General features: G+C 62.9%; 21 protein-coding genes. 4 read left to right on the top strand and 17 right to left on the bottom strand.

Annotated elements, in window-relative coordinates:
• A partial coding sequence (locus ACO1XS_RS23060; RefSeq protein WP_486391767.1) for an NAD(P)/FAD-dependent oxidoreductase occupies positions 1-387 on the bottom strand: 387 nt, incomplete at its 3' end.
• Between the two features lie 2 nt (positions 388-389).
• Positions 390-1,124 carry a cupin domain-containing protein gene (locus ACO1XS_RS23055; protein ID WP_486391766.1) on the bottom strand — a complete coding sequence of 245 codons (735 nt, stop codon included), beginning with the start codon at positions 1,122-1,124 and terminating at the stop codon, positions 390-392.
• Positions 1,125-1,472: 348 nt separating this feature from the next.
• Between ACO1XS_RS23055 and ACO1XS_RS23050 the strand changes: the two genes are divergently transcribed.
• On the top strand, positions 1,473-2,213 hold the full coding sequence (locus ACO1XS_RS23050; protein ID WP_486391772.1) for a 2OG-Fe(II) oxygenase: 741 nt from the start codon (positions 1,473-1,475) through the stop codon (positions 2,211-2,213).
• A gap of 44 nt (positions 2,214-2,257) precedes the next feature.
• Complete coding sequence (locus ACO1XS_RS23045) at positions 2,258-2,920, top strand: phosphoribosyltransferase (protein WP_486391765.1); 663 nt, start codon at positions 2,258-2,260, stop codon at positions 2,918-2,920.
• A gap of 28 nt (positions 2,921-2,948) precedes the next feature.
• Here the strand turns inward: ACO1XS_RS23045 and ACO1XS_RS23040 are convergent, their stop codons facing one another.
• The 9 genes from ACO1XS_RS23040 to ACO1XS_RS23000 all read right to left on the bottom strand — a co-directional run bounded on the left by ACO1XS_RS23040 (position 2,949) and on the right by ACO1XS_RS23000 (position 14,827).
• On the bottom strand, positions 2,949-4,637 hold the full coding sequence (locus ACO1XS_RS23040) for a SpoVR family protein (protein ID WP_486391764.1): 1,689 nt from the start codon (positions 4,635-4,637) through the stop codon (positions 2,949-2,951).
• Positions 4,627-5,901 (bottom strand): YeaH/YhbH family protein, encoded by a 1,275-nt coding sequence (locus ACO1XS_RS23035; RefSeq protein ID WP_331572504.1) that lies wholly within the window; start codon positions 5,899-5,901, stop codon positions 4,627-4,629. The genes ACO1XS_RS23040 and ACO1XS_RS23035 overlap by 11 nt, the downstream gene beginning before the upstream one ends.
• Before the next feature lie 125 nt (positions 5,902-6,026).
• The gene (locus ACO1XS_RS23030; protein WP_173258615.1) at positions 6,027-7,949 is read right to left on the bottom strand and encodes a PrkA family serine protein kinase; all 1,923 of its coding nucleotides are present in this window, start codon (positions 7,947-7,949) and stop codon (positions 6,027-6,029) included.
• 501 nt (positions 7,950-8,450) lie between these two features.
• Entirely contained in the window at positions 8,451-9,425 is a 975-nt protein-coding gene (rbsK, locus tag ACO1XS_RS23025) for a ribokinase (RefSeq protein WP_331572506.1), read from the bottom strand.
• Between the two features lie 29 nt (positions 9,426-9,454).
• On the bottom strand, positions 9,455-10,474 hold the full coding sequence (locus ACO1XS_RS23020) for a LacI family DNA-binding transcriptional regulator (RefSeq protein WP_331572508.1): 1,020 nt from the start codon (positions 10,472-10,474) through the stop codon (positions 9,455-9,457).
• Positions 10,475-10,580: 106 nt separating this feature from the next.
• Complete coding sequence (locus ACO1XS_RS23015) at positions 10,581-11,588, bottom strand: ABC transporter permease (RefSeq protein ID WP_331572510.1); 1,008 nt, start codon at positions 11,586-11,588, stop codon at positions 10,581-10,583.
• Positions 11,585-13,168 carry a sugar ABC transporter ATP-binding protein gene (locus tag ACO1XS_RS23010; protein ID WP_331572512.1) on the bottom strand — a complete coding sequence of 528 codons (1,584 nt, stop codon included), beginning with the start codon at positions 13,166-13,168 and terminating at the stop codon, positions 11,585-11,587. Before ACO1XS_RS23010 ends, ACO1XS_RS23015 begins: the two co-directional genes overlap by 4 nt.
• 176 nt (positions 13,169-13,344) lie before the next feature.
• Positions 13,345-14,322: a sugar ABC transporter substrate-binding protein gene (locus ACO1XS_RS23005; RefSeq protein ID WP_331572514.1), complete on the bottom strand. Its 978-nt coding sequence runs from the start codon at positions 14,320-14,322 to the stop codon at positions 13,345-13,347.
• Positions 14,323-14,545: 223 nt separating this feature from the next.
• Positions 14,546-14,827 carry a hypothetical protein gene (locus ACO1XS_RS23000; protein ID WP_173258626.1) on the bottom strand — a complete coding sequence of 94 codons (282 nt, stop codon included), beginning with the start codon at positions 14,825-14,827 and terminating at the stop codon, positions 14,546-14,548.
• Positions 14,828-15,169: 342 nt separating this feature from the next.
• On the opposite strand from ACO1XS_RS23000, the gene ACO1XS_RS22995 reads away from it, so the two are divergent.
• Together ACO1XS_RS22995 and ACO1XS_RS22990 are read left to right on the top strand one after the other, a co-directional pair.
• Complete coding sequence (locus ACO1XS_RS22995; protein WP_331572516.1) at positions 15,170-15,613, top strand: hypothetical protein; 444 nt, start codon at positions 15,170-15,172, stop codon at positions 15,611-15,613.
• 130 nt (positions 15,614-15,743) lie between these two features.
• Positions 15,744-16,346: a BPSL1445 family SYLF domain-containing lipoprotein gene (locus tag ACO1XS_RS22990; protein ID WP_331572518.1), complete on the top strand. Its 603-nt coding sequence runs from the start codon at positions 15,744-15,746 to the stop codon at positions 16,344-16,346.
• 67 nt (positions 16,347-16,413) lie between these two features.
• Here the strand turns inward: ACO1XS_RS22990 and ACO1XS_RS22985 are convergent, their stop codons facing one another.
• The 6 genes from ACO1XS_RS22985 to ACO1XS_RS22960 all read right to left on the bottom strand — a co-directional run bounded on the left by ACO1XS_RS22985 (position 16,414) and on the right by ACO1XS_RS22960 (position 21,397).
• Positions 16,414-17,481, bottom strand: coding sequence for a glycosyltransferase family 4 protein (locus ACO1XS_RS22985; protein WP_331572520.1), 1,068 nt, complete (start codon positions 17,479-17,481; stop codon positions 16,414-16,416).
• 209 nt (positions 17,482-17,690) lie between these two features.
• Positions 17,691-18,044, bottom strand: coding sequence for a Rap1a/Tai family immunity protein (locus ACO1XS_RS22980; RefSeq protein ID WP_331572522.1), 354 nt, complete (start codon positions 18,042-18,044; stop codon positions 17,691-17,693).
• Between the two features lie 108 nt (positions 18,045-18,152).
• Positions 18,153-18,926 carry an ankyrin repeat domain-containing protein gene (locus tag ACO1XS_RS22975; protein ID WP_331572524.1) on the bottom strand — a complete coding sequence of 258 codons (774 nt, stop codon included), beginning with the start codon at positions 18,924-18,926 and terminating at the stop codon, positions 18,153-18,155.
• A 49-nt stretch (positions 18,927-18,975) separates the two neighbouring features.
• Positions 18,976-19,767 (bottom strand): TatD family hydrolase, encoded by a 792-nt coding sequence (locus ACO1XS_RS22970; protein WP_331572526.1) that lies wholly within the window; start codon positions 19,765-19,767, stop codon positions 18,976-18,978.
• Between the two features lie 35 nt (positions 19,768-19,802).
• Positions 19,803-20,333, bottom strand: coding sequence for a GNAT family N-acetyltransferase (locus ACO1XS_RS22965; RefSeq protein ID WP_486391763.1), 531 nt, complete (start codon positions 20,331-20,333; stop codon positions 19,803-19,805).
• Between the two features lie 14 nt (positions 20,334-20,347).
• The gene (locus tag ACO1XS_RS22960; protein WP_331572530.1) at positions 20,348-21,397 is read right to left on the bottom strand and encodes a DNA polymerase III subunit delta'; all 1,050 of its coding nucleotides are present in this window, start codon (positions 21,395-21,397) and stop codon (positions 20,348-20,350) included.
• Between the last annotated feature and the right edge of the window lie 44 nt (positions 21,398-21,441).

The raw sequence follows: 21,441 nt of genomic DNA, 5'->3' as shown, positions 1-21,441 counted from the left end.
GTAAGTTGTCACGCCCGCGGTCTTCGCAAAGTCGCCCCAACTGGCCCAACGGGACAATTCGGCGTCGTCATTGCTGAGGTACAGCAGCCCACACCGATGAAAGCCCGTGTCTTCGCCCGTTTCGATCGCAAATCGTTGCCAGAGCTCGAGACTCTTGCTCGCCATCGGCAATTCGCGCGCGTCGCGATTCTGCTGCCGACACCAGCCCCAATTGCGACTCGACTGCTCGGCGCCGATTCTCCCCTTCTCGATCAACGCGACCGACACGCCGCGCTGGGCCAGGTAGTAGGCCGAGAAGACGCCGATGATGCCACCCCCGATCACCACCACATCAGCCGCGGCCGGCAGCGTGGGCGAGGTTTGAATGTGTTGCAACGGAGGGGACATGATCAGTTTCGCTCGATCGGAGCCTGGAGGTTTTGAATCGCGTAAAACTTCGCCACGCGCTCGCGGCTTTCCCATCCGATCGGTGCGCCTTGCGGTACGAAGAGCGCGTCGCCGGCCCCGAGCGACAGCACGCTGCCATCAGGCGCCGCGAACCTCACGCTGCCGGCCAGCAGATGCATGAACTCGTTCACGCGATGCGGGCGAACGATCCGATGGTAGGGCGTCGAATCCCACGTGCCCGCGAGGTACTCTGCGCCATCGTCGGTGAAGACATTGTCGCTACGGCATTGCGGCGCGGGGCCCAGCAGTATTTCCGCCGGTAGCGACGCGGAGGGCTTGAAGTCGGCCTCGGCCCGCAAAGGGATGAGTCCGCGCTTGGTCGGTTTCTCGCAAGCGGCCGCGCAATACACGAAACGCACGCGGGACTCGGCCTGGACGCGAAGCGCTGTACCGGCCGCGATGACTGCACCCGCCTGCGGACCGAGCACCAGCGGGGCTTCTCCGGCGGCGTGTAGCGTGAGATTTCCTTCGACTACGACGAGAGTTTCGATATGAGGAAACCTTGCGACGTCGAGCTCGCCAATGAAGCTGACGCGACCCGCGACCATCGAGTCCGGTCCTTCCCACGCGATCTCGCGATGTCGTGCAAAGGGGTCGTCGTTGCCGAACGCCGCCCTGCGGAACGAGGTTGAAAGCGGTGCGCCGTCCCCACGGTGCAGCACGAGTGCCACGGTCATTTTTGCTCCTCTGTATTGCGCGATTTCCGGACCTTGCTAGCCTGATCTAGCTCGTATCTGTAAAGCGAAGTCAATTTATCGCGTAACAGGCGGGACGTGCGGTTGTTCGCGGCGAACAAACCGCATGGACATTACGTTTTTGCCGGTGCATGCGGAATTTTGTGCTGCGCCGCCGTCGGTGCCCCGGCTCGCGGGGGAACCGCTCCGAGTCGGGGATCGGATGAAGAACGAAATAGCAAATTTCGGAGCGTGGGCAGCGCGCCCGAGCGTTACATTGAATCCTTCCGGCAATTCTTGGAGGCTGCATTGGCCACGCCACCGTACACGCCCGCCGCTGCCGTGGCAGCGCTGGATGCCGACGACAAAGTTCCCGGCGAATGCCCCGCAACGCAATTGCGCATCCAAACGCTCGACTGGCCCGCACTTTCGGAAACGCTCGACGAAGCGGGTGTTGCAGTCGTCCCCCGCCTGCTGTCGCCGTCGCAATGCGAGGCGTTACGTGGCCTATATGACAACGCGGCGCACTTCAGAAGTCGTGTCGTGATGACGCGCCATGGGTTCGGTCGCGGCGAATATCAGTATTTCAGCTACCCGTTGCCCCCTCTCCTCCAGATGTTGCGCGAGACGCTTTACGCCTTTTTGGCCCCGATCGCGAACCGCTGGAACGAGCGGCTCGGAATCGACACCCGTTATCCTCGCACGCACGCGGCGTTCATCGGTCGCTGCCACCACGCGGGTCAAGTGCGCCCCACTCCCTTGCTACTGCAATATGCCGAGGGCGACTACAATTGTCTGCATCAGGATCTCTATGGCGAGCATGTTTTTCCGCTTCAGGTTGCGATTCTGTTGTCGCAGCCCGGGCGAGATTTCACCGGCGGAGAGTTTGTGCTGACCGAACAGCGTCCGCGCATGCAGTCGCGCGTCGAGGTCGCTCCGCTCGCGCAGGGCGACGCCGCAATATTCGCTGTCAGCCATCGCCCTGCAAACGGCTCCCGCGGCGCTTATCGGGTCAATATGCGTCACGGGGTAAGCCGCTTGCGATCGGGGCACCGGCATACGGTCGGCATCATCTTTCATGACGCGCTCTGAGCGTCATGCGTTCATGCTGCAAAAGCCGATCGACGGATGGTCCGATGTTCATGCACGCTTTGTTCAAAAATCGCGCCGAAGCCGGCCGTATGTTGGCCGATCGTTTGAAAGGCAATACGGCCCACGACGCGGTGGTGCTCGCCCTGCCGCGCGGCGGCGTGCCAGTCGGCGCCGAGATTGCTCGCGCGCTCGGCCTTGAACTCGACGTGATGCCCGTGCGCAAATTGGGCGTGCCAGGGCAACGCGAACTCGCGATGGGCGCGATTGCGCCTGGTGGCGCGCAGTTCGTCGATCGCGAGATCATGCACTCGGCGCACGTGTCGCACGCTGCATTCGAAAAGGTGTTGGAAGAAGAACGGGTAGAACTCGCTCGCCGGGAAACGCACTATCGCGAGCATCGCCCGCCCGCTTCCGTGGAAGGAAGAACCGTCATCCTCGTGGATGACGGCATGGCGACCGGCGCCACGATGCGAGCCGCCTTGAGCGCCCTGCGGCAACGCAACCCGGCCCATGTGATCGTTGCGCTGCCCGTTGCGCCGCCGGGCGCCGAGTCGGAGTTGACCGATCTCGCGGACGAATTCGTCTGCATTGCCCAGCCGGCTCTCTTTTTCAGCGTCGGGCAACACTACGACGAATTCGATCAAACGAGCGACGAGGAGGTCCGCCGGCTCCTCGTCGATGCCAACGAGCGCATGTCAGACAGTTAGTCCGTCGCGTTCCGGAAATGAGCGGCCATCAGAGCCTGAGCTCCGGCGCCGTATATCGGCACTCGTACCGTTTGCGCACGGTCCCGTTCTCGTCGACGCTTTCCAGATAGACGTCGAACTGCCAAAGCCGGGCCATGTGTCTGAGCACTTCCTCGCTGTCCCCGGACAAGTGCCGGTTATCGCTCATGAAGTGTCGCAGCGTCAAACTCCGGTCTCCCCGGGTGTTGACCGACCAAACCTGGATGTTCGGCTCGCGGTGGTGCATGTCGTATTGCCGCGACAATGACTGGCGCACGTGTTGATAGCCGCTCTCGTCGTGAATCGCCGACACTTCCAGCGTCTCGCGCGTATCGTCGTCGAGCACCGAGAAGAGCCGCATATCGCGGATCAGTTGCGGCGAGAGGTATTGCGCGATGAAACTCTCGTCCTTGAAATTGCGCATCGCGTAGTGCAGCGTCTGCAGCCACGGCGATCCGGCGATGTCCGGAAACCACTTGCGGTCTTCTTCGGTGGGCGACTCGCAGATGCGGCGTATGTCGCTCATCATCGAGAAACCCAGTGCGTAAGGGTTGATCCCGCTGTAATACGGTTTCGTGACCGGGGGCTGATAGATGACGTTGCTATGCGAATGGAGGAACTCCATCATGAAGCCGTCTTCGAGCAACCCCTGGTTGTACATCGTGTTGAGCAGCGTGTAGTGCCAAAACGTGGCCCAGCCCTCGTTCATGACCTGGGTTTGACGCTGCGGGTAGAAGTACTGCCCGATCTTGCGCACGATGCGGATCACTTCCCGCTCCCACGGTTCGAGCAGCGGCGCGTTCTTTTCGGCGAAATAGAGCAGATTCTCCTGCGGCTCAGGCGGATAGCGCTCCTCTTCTTCCGCTGCAAGCGGCGTGTGATGCGCGGGCAGCGTCCGCCACAGCTCGTTCACCTGCGATTGCAAGTACGCTTCGCGATCGCGGCGCAATTCGGCTTCCTTCGCAAGCGAGGGTTTCTGGGGCCGTTTATAGCGATCGACGCCATAGTTCATCAGTGCATGGCACGAATCGAGCAGCTCCTCCACGCGGTCGAGCCCGTAACGCTCTTCGCACTCGGCGATGTAGTTCTTCGCGTAGACGAGGTAATCGATGATCGCGTGCGCGTCGGTCCAGAGCTTGAAGAGGTAGTTGCCCTTGAAGAACGAGTTGTGCCCGTAGGCGGCGTGGGCGATCACGAGCGCCTGCATCGTCATCGTGTTCTCTTCCATCAGATACGCGATGCAAGGGTTCGAATTGATGACGATCTCGTAGGCAAGCCCCATCTGTCCCCGGCGATAGCTCTTTTCCGTCGAGAGGAAGTGCTTGCCGAACGACCAATGGCGATAATTGACCGGCATGCCGACGGACGCGTAGGCGTCCATCATCTGCTCGGCGCTGATGAGCTCCAACTGGATCGGATAGACATCGAGCTGATACTGCTCGGCGACCTGCGCAATATGCGTGTCGTACTCTTCGATCAGCTCGAACGTCCAATCGGACGGCCACGGCAGAGGTCTGCGGTCGGCAACGTTCATGCGAGGTTCCTTCGGCTGCACAACGGGCGCCTCGACCGGGCGGCGCGCCGGCTCGGTCTCGGCGTGCTGCTTGCCTTGCTCGTGCGACCCGCTTGCATGCGAGCCTTTGCGGCGACGCTCCGGCTGATATCCGCGCGATTCGTTATGCAGATGCTTAGTAGTCATGCGATGCCACCTGCTTTTCGAACAGCTCCCTGAACACAGGATAGATATCGGCGGCGGCATCCACCTTCTTCATTGCAAGATGCGGCTGCGTCATGGCCAGCTGCGCATACTCCACCCAGAGATTCTGCTCTTCGGGTGCGACTTGAATATACGCGAAGTAGCGGACCTTTTGCAGGATGTCGTCCTGCAAAATTCGACGGCATTTCGGCGAATCGTCCGTCCAATTGTCGCCGTCCGACGCCTGTGCGCCGTAAATGTTCCATTCGGTCGGCGAATAGCGCTCGTCCATGATCTTGCGCATGAGCTCGAGCGCGCTCGATACGACGGTGCCGCCGCTTTCCGTCGAATGGAAGAACGTGTCCTCATCGACTTCTTCCGCCCGTGTATGGTGCCGGATGAAGACGACTTCGATCTTTTCGTAGTTCCGCTTCAAGAAGAGGTAAAGCAGGATGAAGAACCGTTTGGCGAGATCCTTGCGCTGCTCGTCCATCGACCCGGAGACATCCATGAGGCAAAACATGACCGCCTGACTCGAGGGCTGCGGCTGTTTGACGCGATTGATATAACGCAGGTCGAACGGATCGATGAACGGGATGCGCCAGATGCGGCCCCGCAAATGATGGACCGCTTCCTCGAGGAGCTGGATTTCCTCGCTGTTGTCTCCCGGCTCGTTCTTCAGCGCTTCGAGCTGCTGCTCGAGCTCGCGGAGCTGATTGACGAGCGGTGCGCCAAGGGCAATGCGGCGCCCGAGCGCACTGCGCAGCGAGCGAACGACATCGATGTTGTTCGGCGTTCCCTCCGCCGCCCAGCCCGCGCGGATGTTCTTCCACGTGGGCACGGCAAGCAGATGCGTTTTGACGAGCCGCGGCAGCTCGAGATCGTCGAAGAAGTACTGCATGAATTCTTCTCGCGAAAGCTCGAAGACGAAGTCGTCCTGCCCCTCGCCCTCGTTGCTGGCCTGGCTGCCACCGCCTCCGCTGCCGCCGTTCGGGCGCGGAATCTTGTCGCCGCGCACATAGTCTTCATTGCCGGGATGCACGAGCTCGCGCTTGCCGGCCGAGCCGTGCCGGAACATGGGTTCGGCGATATCCTTGCGCGGAATCGTGATGCTCTGCGTGCTTTGAATATCCTTGATGCTGCGATCGCGCACCGCCTCCGAAACAGCTCGCCGAATGTAGTTCTTTACACGGCGCAAAAAGCGTTCGCGGTTCGCAATGCTCTTGTTCTTTCCTGCCAGCCTGCGGTCGATGATTTGGTGAAGCACATCCAGTCTCCCGCTTCAATTCCTCAAAGCGGTGCGCGCACCCGCCGGGCAGACCGCATGCCTGCCCACCGCGCGTACCGCGAAACGCCCGGCCGACGTCGGCCCGCCGGGCGCTGCGCCCTTCGTTACGAGGACTTGCGCACCCGCAAGTACCAGTCGCACAACAGGCGTACTTGTTTCGGCGTATAGCCTTTCGCAACCATCCGATTGACGAAGTCTTCGTGCTTGCGCTGCTCCTCGGCCGAGCCCTTTGCATTGAACGAAATGACCGGCAACAGTTCCTCGGTGTTCGAGAACATTTTCTTCTCGATCACCACGCGCAGCTTCTCGTAGCTGATCCACGCCGGATTCTTGCCGCCGTTTGCCGCCCGTGCCCGCAACACGAAATTGACGATTTCGTTGCGGAAATCTTTCGGATTGCTGATGCCGGCCGGCTTTTCGATCTTTTCCAGCTCGGCGTTCAGCGCGGCGCGATCGAAGCTTTCGCCCGTGTCGTGATCGCGGAATTCCTGATCCTGAATCCAGAAGTCGGCATACGTGACGTAGCGGTCGAAGATGTTCTGACCGTACTCCGAATACGATTCGAGGTATGCGGTCTGAATCTCTTTGCCGATGAATTCCGCGTAGCGCGACGCCAGCACGTCCTTCACGAACGACAGATATTTCTGTTCGGTCTCCGGTGGGAACTGCTCCCGCTCGACCTGCTGCTCGAGCACGTACATGAGGTGAACGGGGTTCGCCGCGACCTCGGTCGTATCGAAGTTGAACACGCGCGAGAGAATCTTGAATGCAAAGCGCGTGGACACCCCTGTCATCCCTTCGTCGACCCCGGCGTAGTCCCGGTATTCCTGATAGGACTTCGCCTTCGGGTCGGTGTCCTTCAGGTTCTCGCCGTCGTAGACCTGCATCTTCGAGAAGAGATTCGAGTTCTCGGGCTCCTGCAAGCGCGTCAGCACGGAGAACTGCGCCATCATCTTCAGCGTGCCGGGCGCGCATACGGCGTCGGCCAGCGAGGAGTTGCGAATCAGCTTCTCGTAAATCTTGATCTCTTCCGACACCCGCAGGCAATACGGCACCTTCACGACGAAAATCCGGTCGAGCAATGCCTCGTTGTTGCGGTTGTTCCTGAACGCCTTCCATTCGGACTCGTTCGAGTGCGCCAGAATGATGCCGTCGAACGGTATCGCCCCGAAGCCTTCCGTACCCTTGAAGTTGCCTTCTTGAGTCGCAGTCAGCAGCGGGTGCAGCACTTTGATCGGCGCCTTGAACATTTCGACGAATTCAAGCAACCCTTGATTCGCGAGACACAGACCGCCCGAGTAGCTGTAGGCGTCTGCATCGTCCTGCGCATACTGCTCGAGCTTGCGGATGTCCACTTTGCCGACGAGCGAGGAGATATCCTGGTTGTTCTCGTCGCCCGGCTCGGTCTTCGCGATGCCGATCTGGCGGAGCACCGACGGATACCGGCGTACGACGCGGAACTTGCGGATGTCCCCGTTGTACTCGTGCAGGCGCTTGACCGCCCACGGGCTCAGAATGCTTTTGAGGTAGCGGCGAGGAATGCCGTACTGCTCTTCGAGGATCGGGCCGTCCTCGTCGTAGTCGAAGAGCCCGAGCGGCGACTCGTTAACCGGCGAGCCCTTGATCGAATAGAACGGCACGCGTTCCATCAGTTGCTTGAGCCGCTCGGCGATGGACGATTTGCCGCCGCCCACCGGCCCGAGCAAGTACAGAATCTGCTTTTTCTCTTCGAGGCCTTGTGCCGCGTGACGGAAGTACGCGACGACCTGCTCGATCACATCCTCCATCCCGTAGAACTCCCGGAATGCCGGATAGACCTTGATGACCTTGTTCGCGAAGATCCGCGACAGCCGCGGGTCGTTGCGTGTATCGACCTGCTCCGGCTCCCCGATAGCCGTCAACATGCGTTCGCTGGCAGTGGCGTACGCGGCGGGATTGTCTTTGCAGAGCGCGAGGTACTCCTCAAGCGAGAACTCTTCCTCTCGCGTTTTTTCGAAGCGGTTCGCGAAACTGCTGTAAATATCCATGCTCCCTCCTCGCCAAGTATGCGGTCGATGTCGTCTCCAGGCCACTATACCGAAACGACCTCGCTCGAATTCATCCTAAACCCTTTTAAATTATTTTTCACGGCTTACGTTGTTCACGTGACTACTAACTTGGAGATGCGACCGCGCTCGCCTACAATCTACGTCCGCGATGTGCGTGCCTCTCGTTCCTCTTTCTCCCCCACCTTCGTATACGTTGCAGGTGTCGCGTTCGTCGACACGTGTACGCTTCCGTTACAACTTTTCGCGTTGGAGCACCATCCGCAAAAATGGCGGGCGGTGCCGCGCTGCTTGCGTCCCCATTTAGAGCGGACGCGAAATGCGAAAGCGTCGTGTGGCGGTGTGAGCCAACAGGTTTCGTGCTGCCTGCGCGTGCGTTGCACTATCTGATTTAACGGCCGGCGCGAACCAGCGCTTGAGCGATTTCCGAGGACGCGCCCCCCCGGAGGAAACCCGCGGCGGGGCGGTATTGGCGAGGGGGAATCAGCAAGCCGCTGCGTCGAGCTCGGCGCGCGTTGGAATCGACGGCTGGGCGCCCGCGCGTGTCACGGAGATCGCAGCGGCGCGTTGGGCAAAACGCAGTGCTGCATCCGTGCTGGCGCCTTGCGCGAGCTGCGCGGCGAATGCGCCGATGAATGTGTCGCCCGCCGCCGTGGTGTCGACCGCGGCCACCCGCGGCGCCGGTACGTGCACCGGCTCCTCGCCGCCGACTGCCGCCACCACGCCCGCGGAACCCAGGGTGATCAATACATTGCGCGCACCTTGCGCCACGAGCGCCTGCGCCGCCACGACCGCGTCGTGAGGCGAGCCGATCGGCAAGCCCGTGAGGGTTGCCGCCTCCAGCTCGTTCGGAACGAGGTAATCGACGAGTGGCAGCCACTGCGCCGGCAAAGGCCCGGTGACGGGCGCGGGATTCAGAATGACCGTCTTGCCGAGCCGGCGAGCTGCCGCAAGGGCGGCCAAGACGGTGGCAGGCGGAGTTTCGAGTTGGCACATGACGACATCCGCCTGGGCCAGCACCGCTTCGTGCCGGGCAATATCGTCGGGCGTCAGCGCGCCGTTGCTGCCGGCCACGATGACGATCGAATTGCGGCCGTCATCGTCGACCAGAATCAGCGCGACGCCGGTAGGCGTCGAAGGCGTCTCGGCAAGTGCGGCGCAGTCGATTCCTTCGGATTCGAGGCCCGCGCGCAGCGTGGCGCCATTCGCATCGCCGCCGATTCGCCCGATCATCGAAACCTGCGCGCCGAGTCGCGCCGCCGCGACGGCCTGGTTGCCGCCCTTGCCGCCCGGGACCTGCGCGAACGTCTGTCCGGCGAGCGTTTCGCCCGGGAGCGGCATGCGCGCAACCCGGGCGACCAGATCCATATTGAGGCTGCCGACCACCGCCACGCGCGCCGTGGCGCGCGCCTGGCCCGGCAAAACGCCTGCGCTCGCCGGCCCGTTCGCTGCTGTCATCCTGTTGTTCTCCGTCGAGATTGGCGGGGCTATACGTACTGCGCCGCGCCCGCATAGACCGCGGTCGATTCGCGCAGCACGAGGCGAGGCGAAACGACGCGACGCTGAATCGGCCCCGACATCGAACCGTTGATCCGAGCAATCAGCATCTTGGACGCGGCCTCGCCGAGCGCACGCACCGAATGCCCCACCGTCGAAAGCGACGGATAAGTATAAGCGGCGAGTTCGATATCATCGAAGCCGATGATCGAGCATTGCCGCGGCACCGCAATACCGCGTTCCGCCGCGACACGCAATGCGCCGATGCCCATCATGTCATTACAGGCGAAGATCGCGCTCGGCCGCACGGTATCGAAAAGCCGCCCCGCCGCATCTTGGCCGCCCGGGCCCGAGAAATCGCTTTCGACGATGGCCGAAGGCTCGATATCGATACCGCGCTCGGACATCGCCCGAATGAAGCCATGCACACGCATGGCGCTGACCGCCGTCGAAACCGGCCCCGAGATGCATCCAATCCTGACGTGTCCGAGTTCGAGCAAGTGACGGGTCGCGAGATAGGCACCGCGTTCGTGATCGATCTGGACGAGATCGGCGGCGAGCCCCTGGATGTTCCGATCGACGATGACGAGCGGCTCGCGCGCGTCGGCAAGACTCGCCGCCAGCACCGCATCTTCGCCGGCCGATGCGATGATGAGTCCGTCGATGCGCTTTTCCTGCAACACGCGCAGATAGTTGCGCTGTTTGGCCGGATCGTCGTCCGAATTGCAGAAGAACATGCAGTAGCCTTCGCGCGCGCAGCCGTCCTGGATTCCGCGCGCCAGTTCGGCAAAGTACGGATCGCTGCTGTTGGGCACGACGAGCCCGATCGTGGCGGTGGTCTTGGCCTTCAGGGAACGCGCCACGGCAGAGGGCACGTAGTTGAGTTGGCTGATCGCGCGCTCCACTTTCGCGCGCACATCCGCGGACACCGGCCGCGTGTTGTTGACCACGTGCGATACCGTGGTGAACGACACGCCGGCGATGGCCGCCACATCCTTGATCGTTGCCATAACCCGTTTCTCTCTCGCTTGTTTTTCTTCGCCGCGGCCAAACCGCTTTTGTGCCCTGTTCCGTTCGCTCCGCCGCGCATCGCCTGCCGCGGCAGAACACGCGCTCTCAACTGCGTTTGCGGCTTCGGTAGGTGTCGAGCACGACCGCAACCACGATGACGGCCCCCGTGATGATCCGCTTCGTCGGCTCGTTCGCACCCACTTGCGCGAGACCGGCCGCCAGCACCGAAATGATCAGCACGCCGAAGAACGTGCTGATAACGGAACCGCGTCCGCCCATCAGGCTCGTGCCGCCTATCACCACGGCCGCGATGACCTGCAACTCCGCGCCGGCGCCCGCATTGGGATCGGCCGCTTCCAGCCGGGACACCTGAAAGAGCGCGGCCAGCCCGGAAAGTGCGCCCATCAGCGCAAACACCGCGACCTTGTAGGGCCGCGGATCGACGCCGGCCAGCCGCACCGCCTCCTCGTTCGTGCCGATGCCCACGAGGTGGCGGCCGAAAACAGTGCGCGTGAGCACGACCTGCGCGGCGATCATCACCGCCACCGCGATCAGGAACGCCGGCGATATGCCGACGGCGATCGGGTTCGACAGGAAATCGAACGCATCGCCGATATACGCCGTGCGCGAATTCGTCATCTGATAAGCCAGGCCGCGCGCCGCTTCCAGCACGCCGAGCGAGACGATGAACGACGGAATCCGCCAGCCGACCGTCACCCCGCCGGTGACCGCGCCTGTCAATGCCGCGGCCGCCATACCGGCGAGCGCGGCCGGCACTGGCGGCCAGTGCCATTGGAGCGCGGCGACGCTGACGACCGATGCGGACAGCGCCAGCACCGAGCCGACCGACAAATCGATGCCCGCGACGATCAGCACGAACGTCATACCGACCGACATGACGACGAGGTCGGGAATCTGGTTGGCGATCGTGCTGAACGTATCGTATGTCAGGAAGTGCGAGCTCAGCAGCGAAAAGAGCGCAACCATCACGGCTAGCGCACCCGCCAGGCCGAGGTAATTCGAAAGTCCGAGCCGAGTGCCGCCCGGCTTTACGCTCGGCGTCTCGTCGGCAAGGACAGGCGCACCATCGGGGCGCGCGGATGGATCGGTCATGAAGCACTCCGTGCGTTTGGTTCATGATCGGGGGCCGTTGGACGAGTCCCCTTCATATGTCCTGCGAACGCTGCGGCGAGCAGCGCGTCCTGGCTCCATTCGTCGCGCTCGAATACGCCGGTCAAGCGCCCCGCCGACATGACGGCGATTCGGTCGCAGATCAGCATCAATTCGCGCAGATCGCTCGAAACGACGACGAGCGCGCGACCTTCGCGCGCGAGCGCCCCCATCAAGCCGTAGATATCGAACTTCGCGCCGACGTCGATGCCCCGCGTCGGTTCGTCGAAAAGCAGCACATCCGCCTCGCGCGCGAGCCAGCGCCCGATCACGACCTTTTGCTGATTGCCGCCCGAGAGCTCGCCCACGGGCTGCGTCGGCCCGCTCGCGCGCACGCGAAGCGCATCCATCTGGGTGCGCGCGAGCGCCTGCTCGCGCCGCGCGTCGATGAAACCCCAGCGTGCCACGCTTCCAATATTGCCGAGCGACACATTGGCGGCGATCGAATGCGGCAGCAGCAGGCCCTCGCCCTTGCGGTCCTCGGTGATCAGCGCAATGCCGTGCCGTACCGCGTCGGCTGGCGAACCGATATGCACGGGTGTCGGGGGCCGCCCCACGGCGATCGTGCCGGAATCGGCCCGGTCCGCGCCGTAGATGAGCCGCATGAGCTCCGTCCGGCCGGCACCGATCAGGCCGCTCACGCCCAGGATCTCGCCTTCCCGGACCTCGAACGACACGTCGTGCACGACGTCGCCGCGTCCGAGCCCTTGCACCTTCAAGAGCGGCGCGCCGATCCGGCGCTCGCCGAGGTCGATGCGCTCGCCGATGACCCGCCCGACCATCAGCGTCACGAGCCGCTCGCTCGAGACGTCGGCCATCCGGGCGGTATGGACAAGTCTGCCATCGCGCAGCACCGCCACGCGATCGGCAATGCGCGCGAGCTCTTCGAGCCTATGCGAAATGTAGACGATCGCGACGCCATTCGCCTTCAGCCGCGCAATCTGATCGAACAGCAGGTCGACTTCGCGATCCGTCAGCATGGCGGTCGGCTCGTCGAAGATCAGCACACGCGTGTCGCCGATCAGATTGCGCGCGATCTCGACCATTTGCTGGTGGCCGATGCCGAGCGCGCCCACGGGCGTGTCGGGATCGATCGAATCGAGTCCGACTCGCGCCATCGCGCGGTGTGCGTCCCCAGCCAGGCGCCGGCGGTCGATCCAGCCGAGGGCACGCGGCCCGCGGCGCGGCAAGTTGTCGAAAAAGAGGTTCTCGGCAACCGTCAGCGTCGGCAGCAGGTTCAACTCCTGCATGACCATACGCACGCCGAGCGCCTCGGCTTCGCCGCGGCTTGCCGGCGCATAGGGCTTGCCGCCGAGCCGCATGACTCCGCCCGTAGGGGCGACGAGCCCACCGATGATTTTCGAGAGCGTGCTTTTACCGGCACCGTTCTCGCCGGTCAAGGCCAAGACCTCGCCCGAGCGAAGCGCAAGCGTCACATCGGACAGCACCGGCTCGGCATAGGTCTTGCCGATGCCGCTCACCGCAAGCACTGCATCCGTATCGTCTGCGTCGGTCGAATCCATCGCGATCCTGTTCTCGAGGCCGCCCATCCCATTCCGGCGACATCGCACGCCGCGCTGGCCTGTCGCATCACGCCTATTCTCACGGATAACGGCACCGGCGCGCGATACTTGAATATTCGACTGAGGAGTGGGCCGGGCCGCGACGGCGGCCCGCTGAGGCTTGCGCTGCTTTACTGTTACTTGACGACGCCGGCTTTGGTCACCAGGTCGACCGGCGTTTCGACGACGCTCGAGAGGTCGGCCTGCTTCTTGTGCTCGGCAATCGCCTTGAGCGCCGTGTCGATGCCGAATACGGCCTGCTTGGCGGCGTATTGGTCGGCAGTCGCGAGGATCCGGCCATCCTTGAGCATCGGCTTGATGGCGCCGATGTTGTCGTAGCCCACCACGTAGACCTTGCCTTGCTTGCCTGCCGCGCGCACGGCCGAGACGGCCCCGATCGCCATGTTGTCGTTGCCGCACAGCAGCGCTTTCAGATTCGGATACTGATTCAGCATGGCCGACGCGATGGCGTTGCCCTTGTCGATCTCCCATTCGCCGGACTGGACCGAGACGACCTTGGCGCCCACTTTTTGCATCGCGGCCTTGAACCCTGCGGTGCGTTGCTGAGCGTTGGTGGTCGTCGAAACGCCTTCGACGATGCCGACTTCGTCACCCGCCTTGAGTTTCTTCGCGAGTTCGTCGCCGACCTTCTCGGCGCCCTTCGCGTTGTCCGGACCGACGAACGGTACATTCAGGTCCTTGGACTTCAGTACGTCGGGATCGAGCCGATTATCGATATTGACGACGATGATTCCCGCGTCGACGGCCTTTTTGACAACCGGCACGAGCGCCTTCGAGTCGGCCGGTGCGAGCACGATCGCATCGACCTTCGAATTGATCATCTGCTCCACGATGTTGATCTGCGCCGCCGTATCGGTCTCGTTCTTGATACCGTTCGTAATGAGCTCGAACTTGCCGGCATTGTGCTTTTGATAGTCCTTCGCGCCAGTTTCCATGGTCAGGAAGAACTCGTTCGCGAGCGATTTCATCACGAGCGCCACTTTCGGCTTATGGGCCGTTTGCGCGGCTGCATCGGTGGCAGCGAACGGCGCGGCGGCGACAGCAACGAGGCTGGCCGCGACGGCGAGCATGCGGCGACGGGTGCGATGAACCATGAGCTTCTCCTTTTTTTCGCATATTGTGATCGGGCTCGCTAAAGCCTGAATTTTCGATTCGAACATACGCTCGAGATCACCGGTATCGCCGTGCGATACGCGGGCGATGATATTTTGCGCTAAATACCGCGCGCCGCGCGCGATCCGGACCCCATATGCTGGACCGTTCCGCGGGCGCGCGCAAGGAGAAAGGGAAAGAAGCCTCGCTAAAGCCGAAGCTTGCTTAAAGCTTATCGACGGACGAGCCCTCGACTTTGCCGTCGATGATGTCGCGGGCGTATTGCAAGCCGATCTTGTGGGCGGCGATCTGATCGTCGAGCGGTTCGTGCTCCGGCACGCCGAACATTTCGGATTTGCCGCGCTCCCCGCTCGCATTGCGAGAAATCATCACGACGATATCGAAATGTCGCGGCGCGCTTGGCGCCTCGTCCGGCTCTTTTGCACGCCGCAATGCCTGCACGCCGATCGAAAACCCTTTGTACTGTTCTGTGAATGGTTCCGACATGGACCGAACCCCCGTGCGGATGCACATAGGTTAAGGGCGACTGCCCGCCGAGCCCGCGAACGCTCGCGCAGGCTTCCAGTGTAGGCCCTACGCAAAAGCCGTTCCGCGTGTCGATGAAGGCTGGGCTGTGCGCGGCGCCCCGATGACTGCGTCCTGCAAGCGGTAAATGACAGAGAATTTGAAGAAATTACGCACCCTTTCGCGAAGCGGTTCGACTCCCGCGACGATTCGTCGCATTTCTTCTATGATGGCTGCCAAGACGGCCCGCTATCCCCTACATCGATAAAGACGCCATGGGCCGACGTCTCGTCGTTGATGCGTAAAGCATAGCGGAGGCAACGAATGGCATGGAGACAGAACCGGTGGCTCAAACGCTGGGTCGTCACGATCCTGATTTGGGCCGTACCGGTGGCGCTCGTGGCAGTACATGAGATTCGCGAAGAGATGGCTTACAACGTCGTCGATCGCGACCGTGCTCTGACCACCTGGGTGCTCAACGACGCGCAACGCGCGGCCGGCGCTGAGGCCCGCTGTCGCGGCACGCCGGACGAGGCGCGCGCCGCCGGCTGCCCGAGCGACGTCCTGGCGGGCAACGCGCCGCGCCAGCAAGCCGCGATCGACGAATATATCGTGCGGCGCAACACGCTTGCCAGTTATCTTTGGCACGCTTTCGTCGGCTACTGGGTCGTGCCGGCAGCCTTTCTCTTCGCATTGGGTCTCGTCGTGGCCGGCGTCAGGCGCGCACTGCGCCGTCCGCCGGTGCCCAAACGCCCGGTGGCTCACTGACGTGAAATCGGGACAGGTACGGGCATGCACCGTGCTTGTTACCTCGACACGCGCGGAATGCGTGGGATCGACGCTTCGTCCAAACCTGCCGTCGAAGGTTTGACCGACGGATCAATACGGAGAAAGAGCCATGAACAAACAACAACGCTTCATGCTGAAGGCGGCAACCGCGGTGGTGGCCGGCGGCCTTGCCCTCGCGGGCTGTACCACGACCACGAACAACGGCAGCCCGACGGCGCAAAGTCCAGGCAGCACGTCGTCGAAGCGCCAGGAGATCAATAGCGGCGTCGATGCGGCGTTGTCGCGGATGTACGCGCAGGTACCCGGCTCCCGTGACCTGGTCTCGAGGGCGCGCGGCGTCCTGGTATTCCCGAAGGTCCTGCAAGCAGGCTTCGTGGTCGGCGGCGAATTCGGCGAAGGAGCGTTGCGCACCGGCGGTACAACCCAGGGCTACTACAACCTGGTGTCGGGTTCGTTCGGGCTGCAGGCCGGGGCTCAATCGAAAACGGTCGTGTTTCTCTTCATGACCGATGACGCGCTGAAGGCGTTCCAGCAGCGCCAGGGATGGTCCGTAGGAGGCGACGCCTCGGTCGCCCTCCTGAAGATGGGGGCCAACGGCGCGGTTGATACCACCACCGCCACCAAGCCCGTCCAGGTCATCGTCATGACCAATGCAGGCCTGATGGGCGATCTCTCCCTGCAGGGCATGAAGATTTCCCGCATCAACCTCTGAAGCAGGCGTTTTGCCCTGGCGCGGCGCACTCGCGCCGCGCTTGTCCGGTCCTCGCCGCCTTTTGCGCTCAGCTTGTTTTCGAATCGATCACCTTGAAGCGCGAGCGCTTCTGCGCCCGGATGACCGTCTGATAAGCGTCCAGATATTGCCTGGCCATGAAATGCGAGGTGAAGCGTTCCTCGAAGCGTCTGCGCACTCCCGCGCGGGAGACCGTATGCAGCCGGTTGACCGCGGCGACGGCGCTGATCTCGTCTTCGACGATGAATCCCGACACCCCTTCGTCGACCACCTCAGGCACCGAGCCGCGATTGAACGCGATCACGGGCGTGCCGCAGGCCATGGCCTCGATCATGACGAGACCGAACGGCTCCGGCCAATCGACCGGGAACAGCAAAGCGTGCGCACCCGACAGAAACGTCGCCTTCTCGTCATCGGCGATTTCACCGATGAATTCGACGTGCGGCAAGTCGAAAAGCGGCTTGATCTCGCGCTCGAAATACTCGCGGTCGGCCGAGTCGATCTTGGCCGCGATGCGAATGGGCAAGCCGCAATGCGAGGCGATCCGTATCGCCGTGTCGACGCGCTTTTCGGGTGAAATACGGCCCAAAAATGCGAGGTACCGCTGTTCGACCGGCTGCGGCTCGTAAAGCGTGCCCGGCAGACCGTGGTAGACCGTCCTCAGCCATTTCGCCTGCGGCATCGGATGGCGCTGGGCATTGGAGATCGAGATGACGGGTGCCGTATCGAACGTGTCGAACACGGGCTGCTGCTCGGGCAGATCGAGACGGCCGTGCAGCGTCGTGACGAACGGCGTGTCCTGCCGGTTGAACAGCGAAAACGAGTAGTAGTCCATATGGAAATGCAGGACGTCGAACTCGTCCGCGCGTCGTCTCACGAGCTCCATCAACAGCATATGCGGAGCAATGCGGTCGCGAATAGCCGGGTCGAGCCGCAGCGCCCGCGGCCAGACGGCCTCGAGCTTCGCACTCGTTTTGGAATCGCCGCTCGCGAAAAGCGTGACGTCGTGGCCCAAATCCACGAGCGCCTCGGTGATGTATGAGACGACGCGTTCCGTGCCGCCGTAAAGCTTCGGCGGAACGGATTCGGTCAAAGGTGCGATCTGCGCAATCTTCATTCGGTGAACTCCATGCAAGCGGGCGAGGTTCCGGACAAGGCGCCGCCCAGGCGCGCCGCGTCAGTTCGACCGATCAGGGCGAGACCCGGGCCGTTCGCATCGCGCCGGCACTCGAGCCTTCATTATTGAGTACGGCTCTCGGAAGGAAACGCGCCATTTTCACTTATTCCCGGCTGTTACAGTCGGGAAACATGCGTTCGGCGACTGTTTCAGTCGTGTTTGCAGGGAAAAGCCTTGCCGAGCCCGAGCGAAACACTCGTACTGGCGTTGTAATCGGCCAGTTTCGGGTTTTCGGCCACGTATTTACGGACCGCATCGACGAGCTGCTGGGGCTTCACGCCGCTCGGCAGGCAGAAATACTGGCCCACTCGCGGTCCCGTCGTGCCGCCGATCGCGTCGATCGTGTTATAGACGCCGTCGGCGACGCCGAGTACGTACGCCTTGCATGCCGCGCGCGAGACCGTATCGGTTCGGCCGCACAATCCGCTGAGCTCGCTCCCCGAAAATGCGAACGCCGCCACCGGCATGGCGAGTGCCCCAAGGCCAATCAAAGCCCGCAACATGGTTATCCTTTTCTCCGAGCGGTGAATCCGCGGGCTGCGAACCGGTCCCGTACTTCGCGACCGGTCGACCCGTCAGCCAGGCACGGCGCCAGCCGTGCCAAAAAACGCTTATTTTGCACCGTTTTGCCCGCTTGCAGGGGCCACAGCGGACGCACTCGCGGCGTCGCGGGCGAACATGGCCTCCAGCCCTTCGGTTGCGTCCTTCGCGTGGTATTGCTTCGCGAAGTCGAGCGCGGTCATGCCGATCTGGTTCTTGACCCGCGGGTCGGCCCCCGCATCGAGCAGCACTTTCATCGTCGTGATGTGATTGCCCCGCGCGGCCATCATGAGCGGCGTCGTGCCGTTCGGCGATGGCGTGTCCAGATAGGCGGAATGGTCGATCAGCAGTTGGACGATATCGTCGTGACCGTTCGCCGCGGCATAGTGCAACGGCGCCCAGCCTTTTTTGTTGACTTCGGCGTCCTTGTCGATCAGCAGCTTCACGAGATCGAGATCGCCGTTCAATGCGGCGAGCATCATGGCGTTTTCATCGGCGCTATCGACCTTGTCCAGATCGGTCTTGGGATTCGATGCGAGCACTTTGGCCACCTTGTCCGACTTCTCGCGTGCGGCGAGGACGATGAGTGGCATGTGCAGCTTGTCCGGCGTCGTCATGTTCGGATCGACGCCTTGCGCGAGCAGCTTCGCAATGCGCTTGTCATCGTCGAATTTGACGGCTTTCACGATGCTGTCGGTGTCGGCCCCGTAGGCCGGCGCGACGGCGGCCGCAGCCACGAGCGCGGTTGCACATGCCGCAAGCACCCGGCGCAGGCCACTGGCGGTTCTCAGGCGGGAGGCGGCGCGGCCGGGGCGTTGGATGAGCGGCAGGGTGAGCGTGTTCATAGGCAATATGGTTTTCCTTTCTGTTGCCTGACAAAGGCGAACGTGTGGTTCAGCTCGAGGATCGCGCGGCCGAGGCGAATAGCCGGAAGAAATTCCGGGTCGTCGCCTCGGCGAGCGCTTCCTTGGGCATATCGCGTATCTGTGCGATGAAAGCTCCGACATGGCTGACGTACGCAGGTTCATTGGGTTTGCCACGGTAGGGAACCGGTGCGAGGTACGGCGAATCGGTTTCGATCAGCAAGCGCTCGAGCGGCACACGCCGTGCGACGTCCTGCACGTCGGCAGCGCTCTTGAACGTGACGATGCCGGACAGCGAAATATGGAAGTTCTGCGCGAGCGCGCGCTCGGCGATCGGCCACGGCTCCGTGAAGCAATGCATGACGCCGCCCGGTACGTGAGCCGCTTCTTCCTCCATGATCCTCAGCGTATCGTCGGCCGACGCTCGCGTGTGGACGATGAGCGGCTTCATCGTCGCGCGCGCGGCGCGGATGTGCGTACGAAAGCGCTCGCGCTGCCATTCCATGTCGGCGATCGAGCGGCCTTCGAGCCGGTAGTAATCCAGTCCGGTCTCGCCGATCGCCACGACCTTCGGATGCTTCGCGAGCTCGACGAGTTCCGACACGGTGGGCTCGCGCGCGTCTTCATGGTCGGGATGCACGCCGACCGACGCAAACACGTTGTCATACGCCGAAGCAATGTCGAGCACGGCTGGCAGCGTCTCCAGATCGACGCTGACGCAAAGCGCGTGCGTCACTTGCTGAGCTCGCATGTTCTCGAGCACTTCGGGCAGGCGATCGGCCAGTCCTTCGAAGTTGATATGGCAATGAGAATCGACAAACATCCTGAGTTCCTTTGCGCAACGGGCGAACGAATTCGCTATGCGATTCGCTTGCCGAGAATGACGAGATCGCGCTCCACGCCGTCCAGCACCGCGACACGGGGCAGCATGCCCCAGTCTTCGAAGCCTGCCCGGCGAAACAAGGCCAGACTGGGCGCATTGTGGCCGAAGATGAATCCAAGCGCGGTATCGATCCGAAGGCCGGGCGCCGCTTCGAGCGCTTGCTCCAGCAGTTGCCTGCCGAGTCCACGGCCGCGTGCGCACTCGTCGAGGTAAATGCTGAGCTCCGCGGTGCGCGCATAGGCCGGGCGCCCGTAGAAGTCGGAAAAGCTCAGCCAGCCGATCACGCGCCCCGCGCCATCGCGCTCGTCGCGATCGTCGCGCTCCGTCTGCTCGGCGACCCACAATGGCCGATGCGCCGCGCCGTGGGCGTGGAACCACCGCAGGCGGCTCTCGACCGTCACGGGTTCGAGGTCGGCCGTGACGCTGCGCGAGGCGATCGTCGAATTGTAAATGGCGACGATCGCGGCAAGATCGTCGAGGGTTGCATCCCGAATGTGTATCGACATGGCGTGGGCTCGTATCAAGCGTGCGCGGACTGGACGAAGAGCTCGCGGTAACCGAGAAACAGCGCCTCGAAGACGAGACGCGCGTTGAGAGGATGGTTTTCGACCGCACGTTCACGTGCAACGGTTTTCATATAGCGCGCGAACGCATTGGCGTCGATCCGCTGCGCGCAATGCGCGAGATCGCGTGCCGCCGCTGGAAAGTAGCGCGGCCGATGGGCGGTGCGCTCGGCGAGCAAGTCGTAAAGCCAGCGCTGCAGCCAACCGAGCACGATGGGCACGGGAAGCTTTTGCAGCGCCTCGGCGCAAGCGAAGGCGTCGCATTGGGGGCCGGCCGCGAGCTGCTTGAGCGTGAACTCGCGCAGCGGCCGGTTTTCGTCCGCCGCGAGCGCGAGTGCGGCGAGCGGCGCGCCGCCCACCATGGCCAGTAGCGCGTCGGCGTCCGCCACGCCTTGCTGCGCCAGCCATTCGCGCGCGAGTTCAGGTGCGGGCGTCGGCATCGGCCATTGGCGGCACCGGCTGACGATCGTCGGCAAAAGCCTGTCGAGGCGTGCCGAGACGAGCAAAAAGACGACGCCGGCCGGCGGCTCCTCCAATGTCTTCAGGAGCGCGTTGGCCGCCGCCGCATTGAGCGCTTCGGCCGGATAGACGAGCACCACGCGCGCGCCGCCGCGATGGGCGCCCACGCCGCAGAAATCGAGCAGCGCCCGCACCTGCTCGATCTTGATTTCCTTGCTCAGCGTGCGCGTCTTTTTGCCGTCTTCGCTGTCCGCTTTCTCGTCGTGCTCAGCGGCAGGCGCCGACGAGCCCAGCTCCGAAGCCAGCGCTTCCGGGAACAGGGCCCGGTAGTCGGGGTGGTTGCCCTGGACGAACCAATTGCAGGCCGCGCAGGCCCCGCAAGGCTCGCCGTTGGCGCGCGGGGCCTCGCACAGCAGGCCTTGCGCGACGTGCTGCGCGAAACGGAGTTTGCCGATACCGGCTTGGCCGTACAGCAAAAGGGCGTGCGGCCACTGCCCGCGCAACGATTGCAAGCGGTTCCAGTCGTCCAGTTGCCAAGGATGAATCATCGTCGAATCGTCCAGACGTTGCGTTTCAATGAGAAGCGGGGCGC

This window comes from Trinickia sp. (genome assembly GCF_057351765.1).
This window is presented reverse-complemented; position numbering and strand designations above follow the sequence as displayed.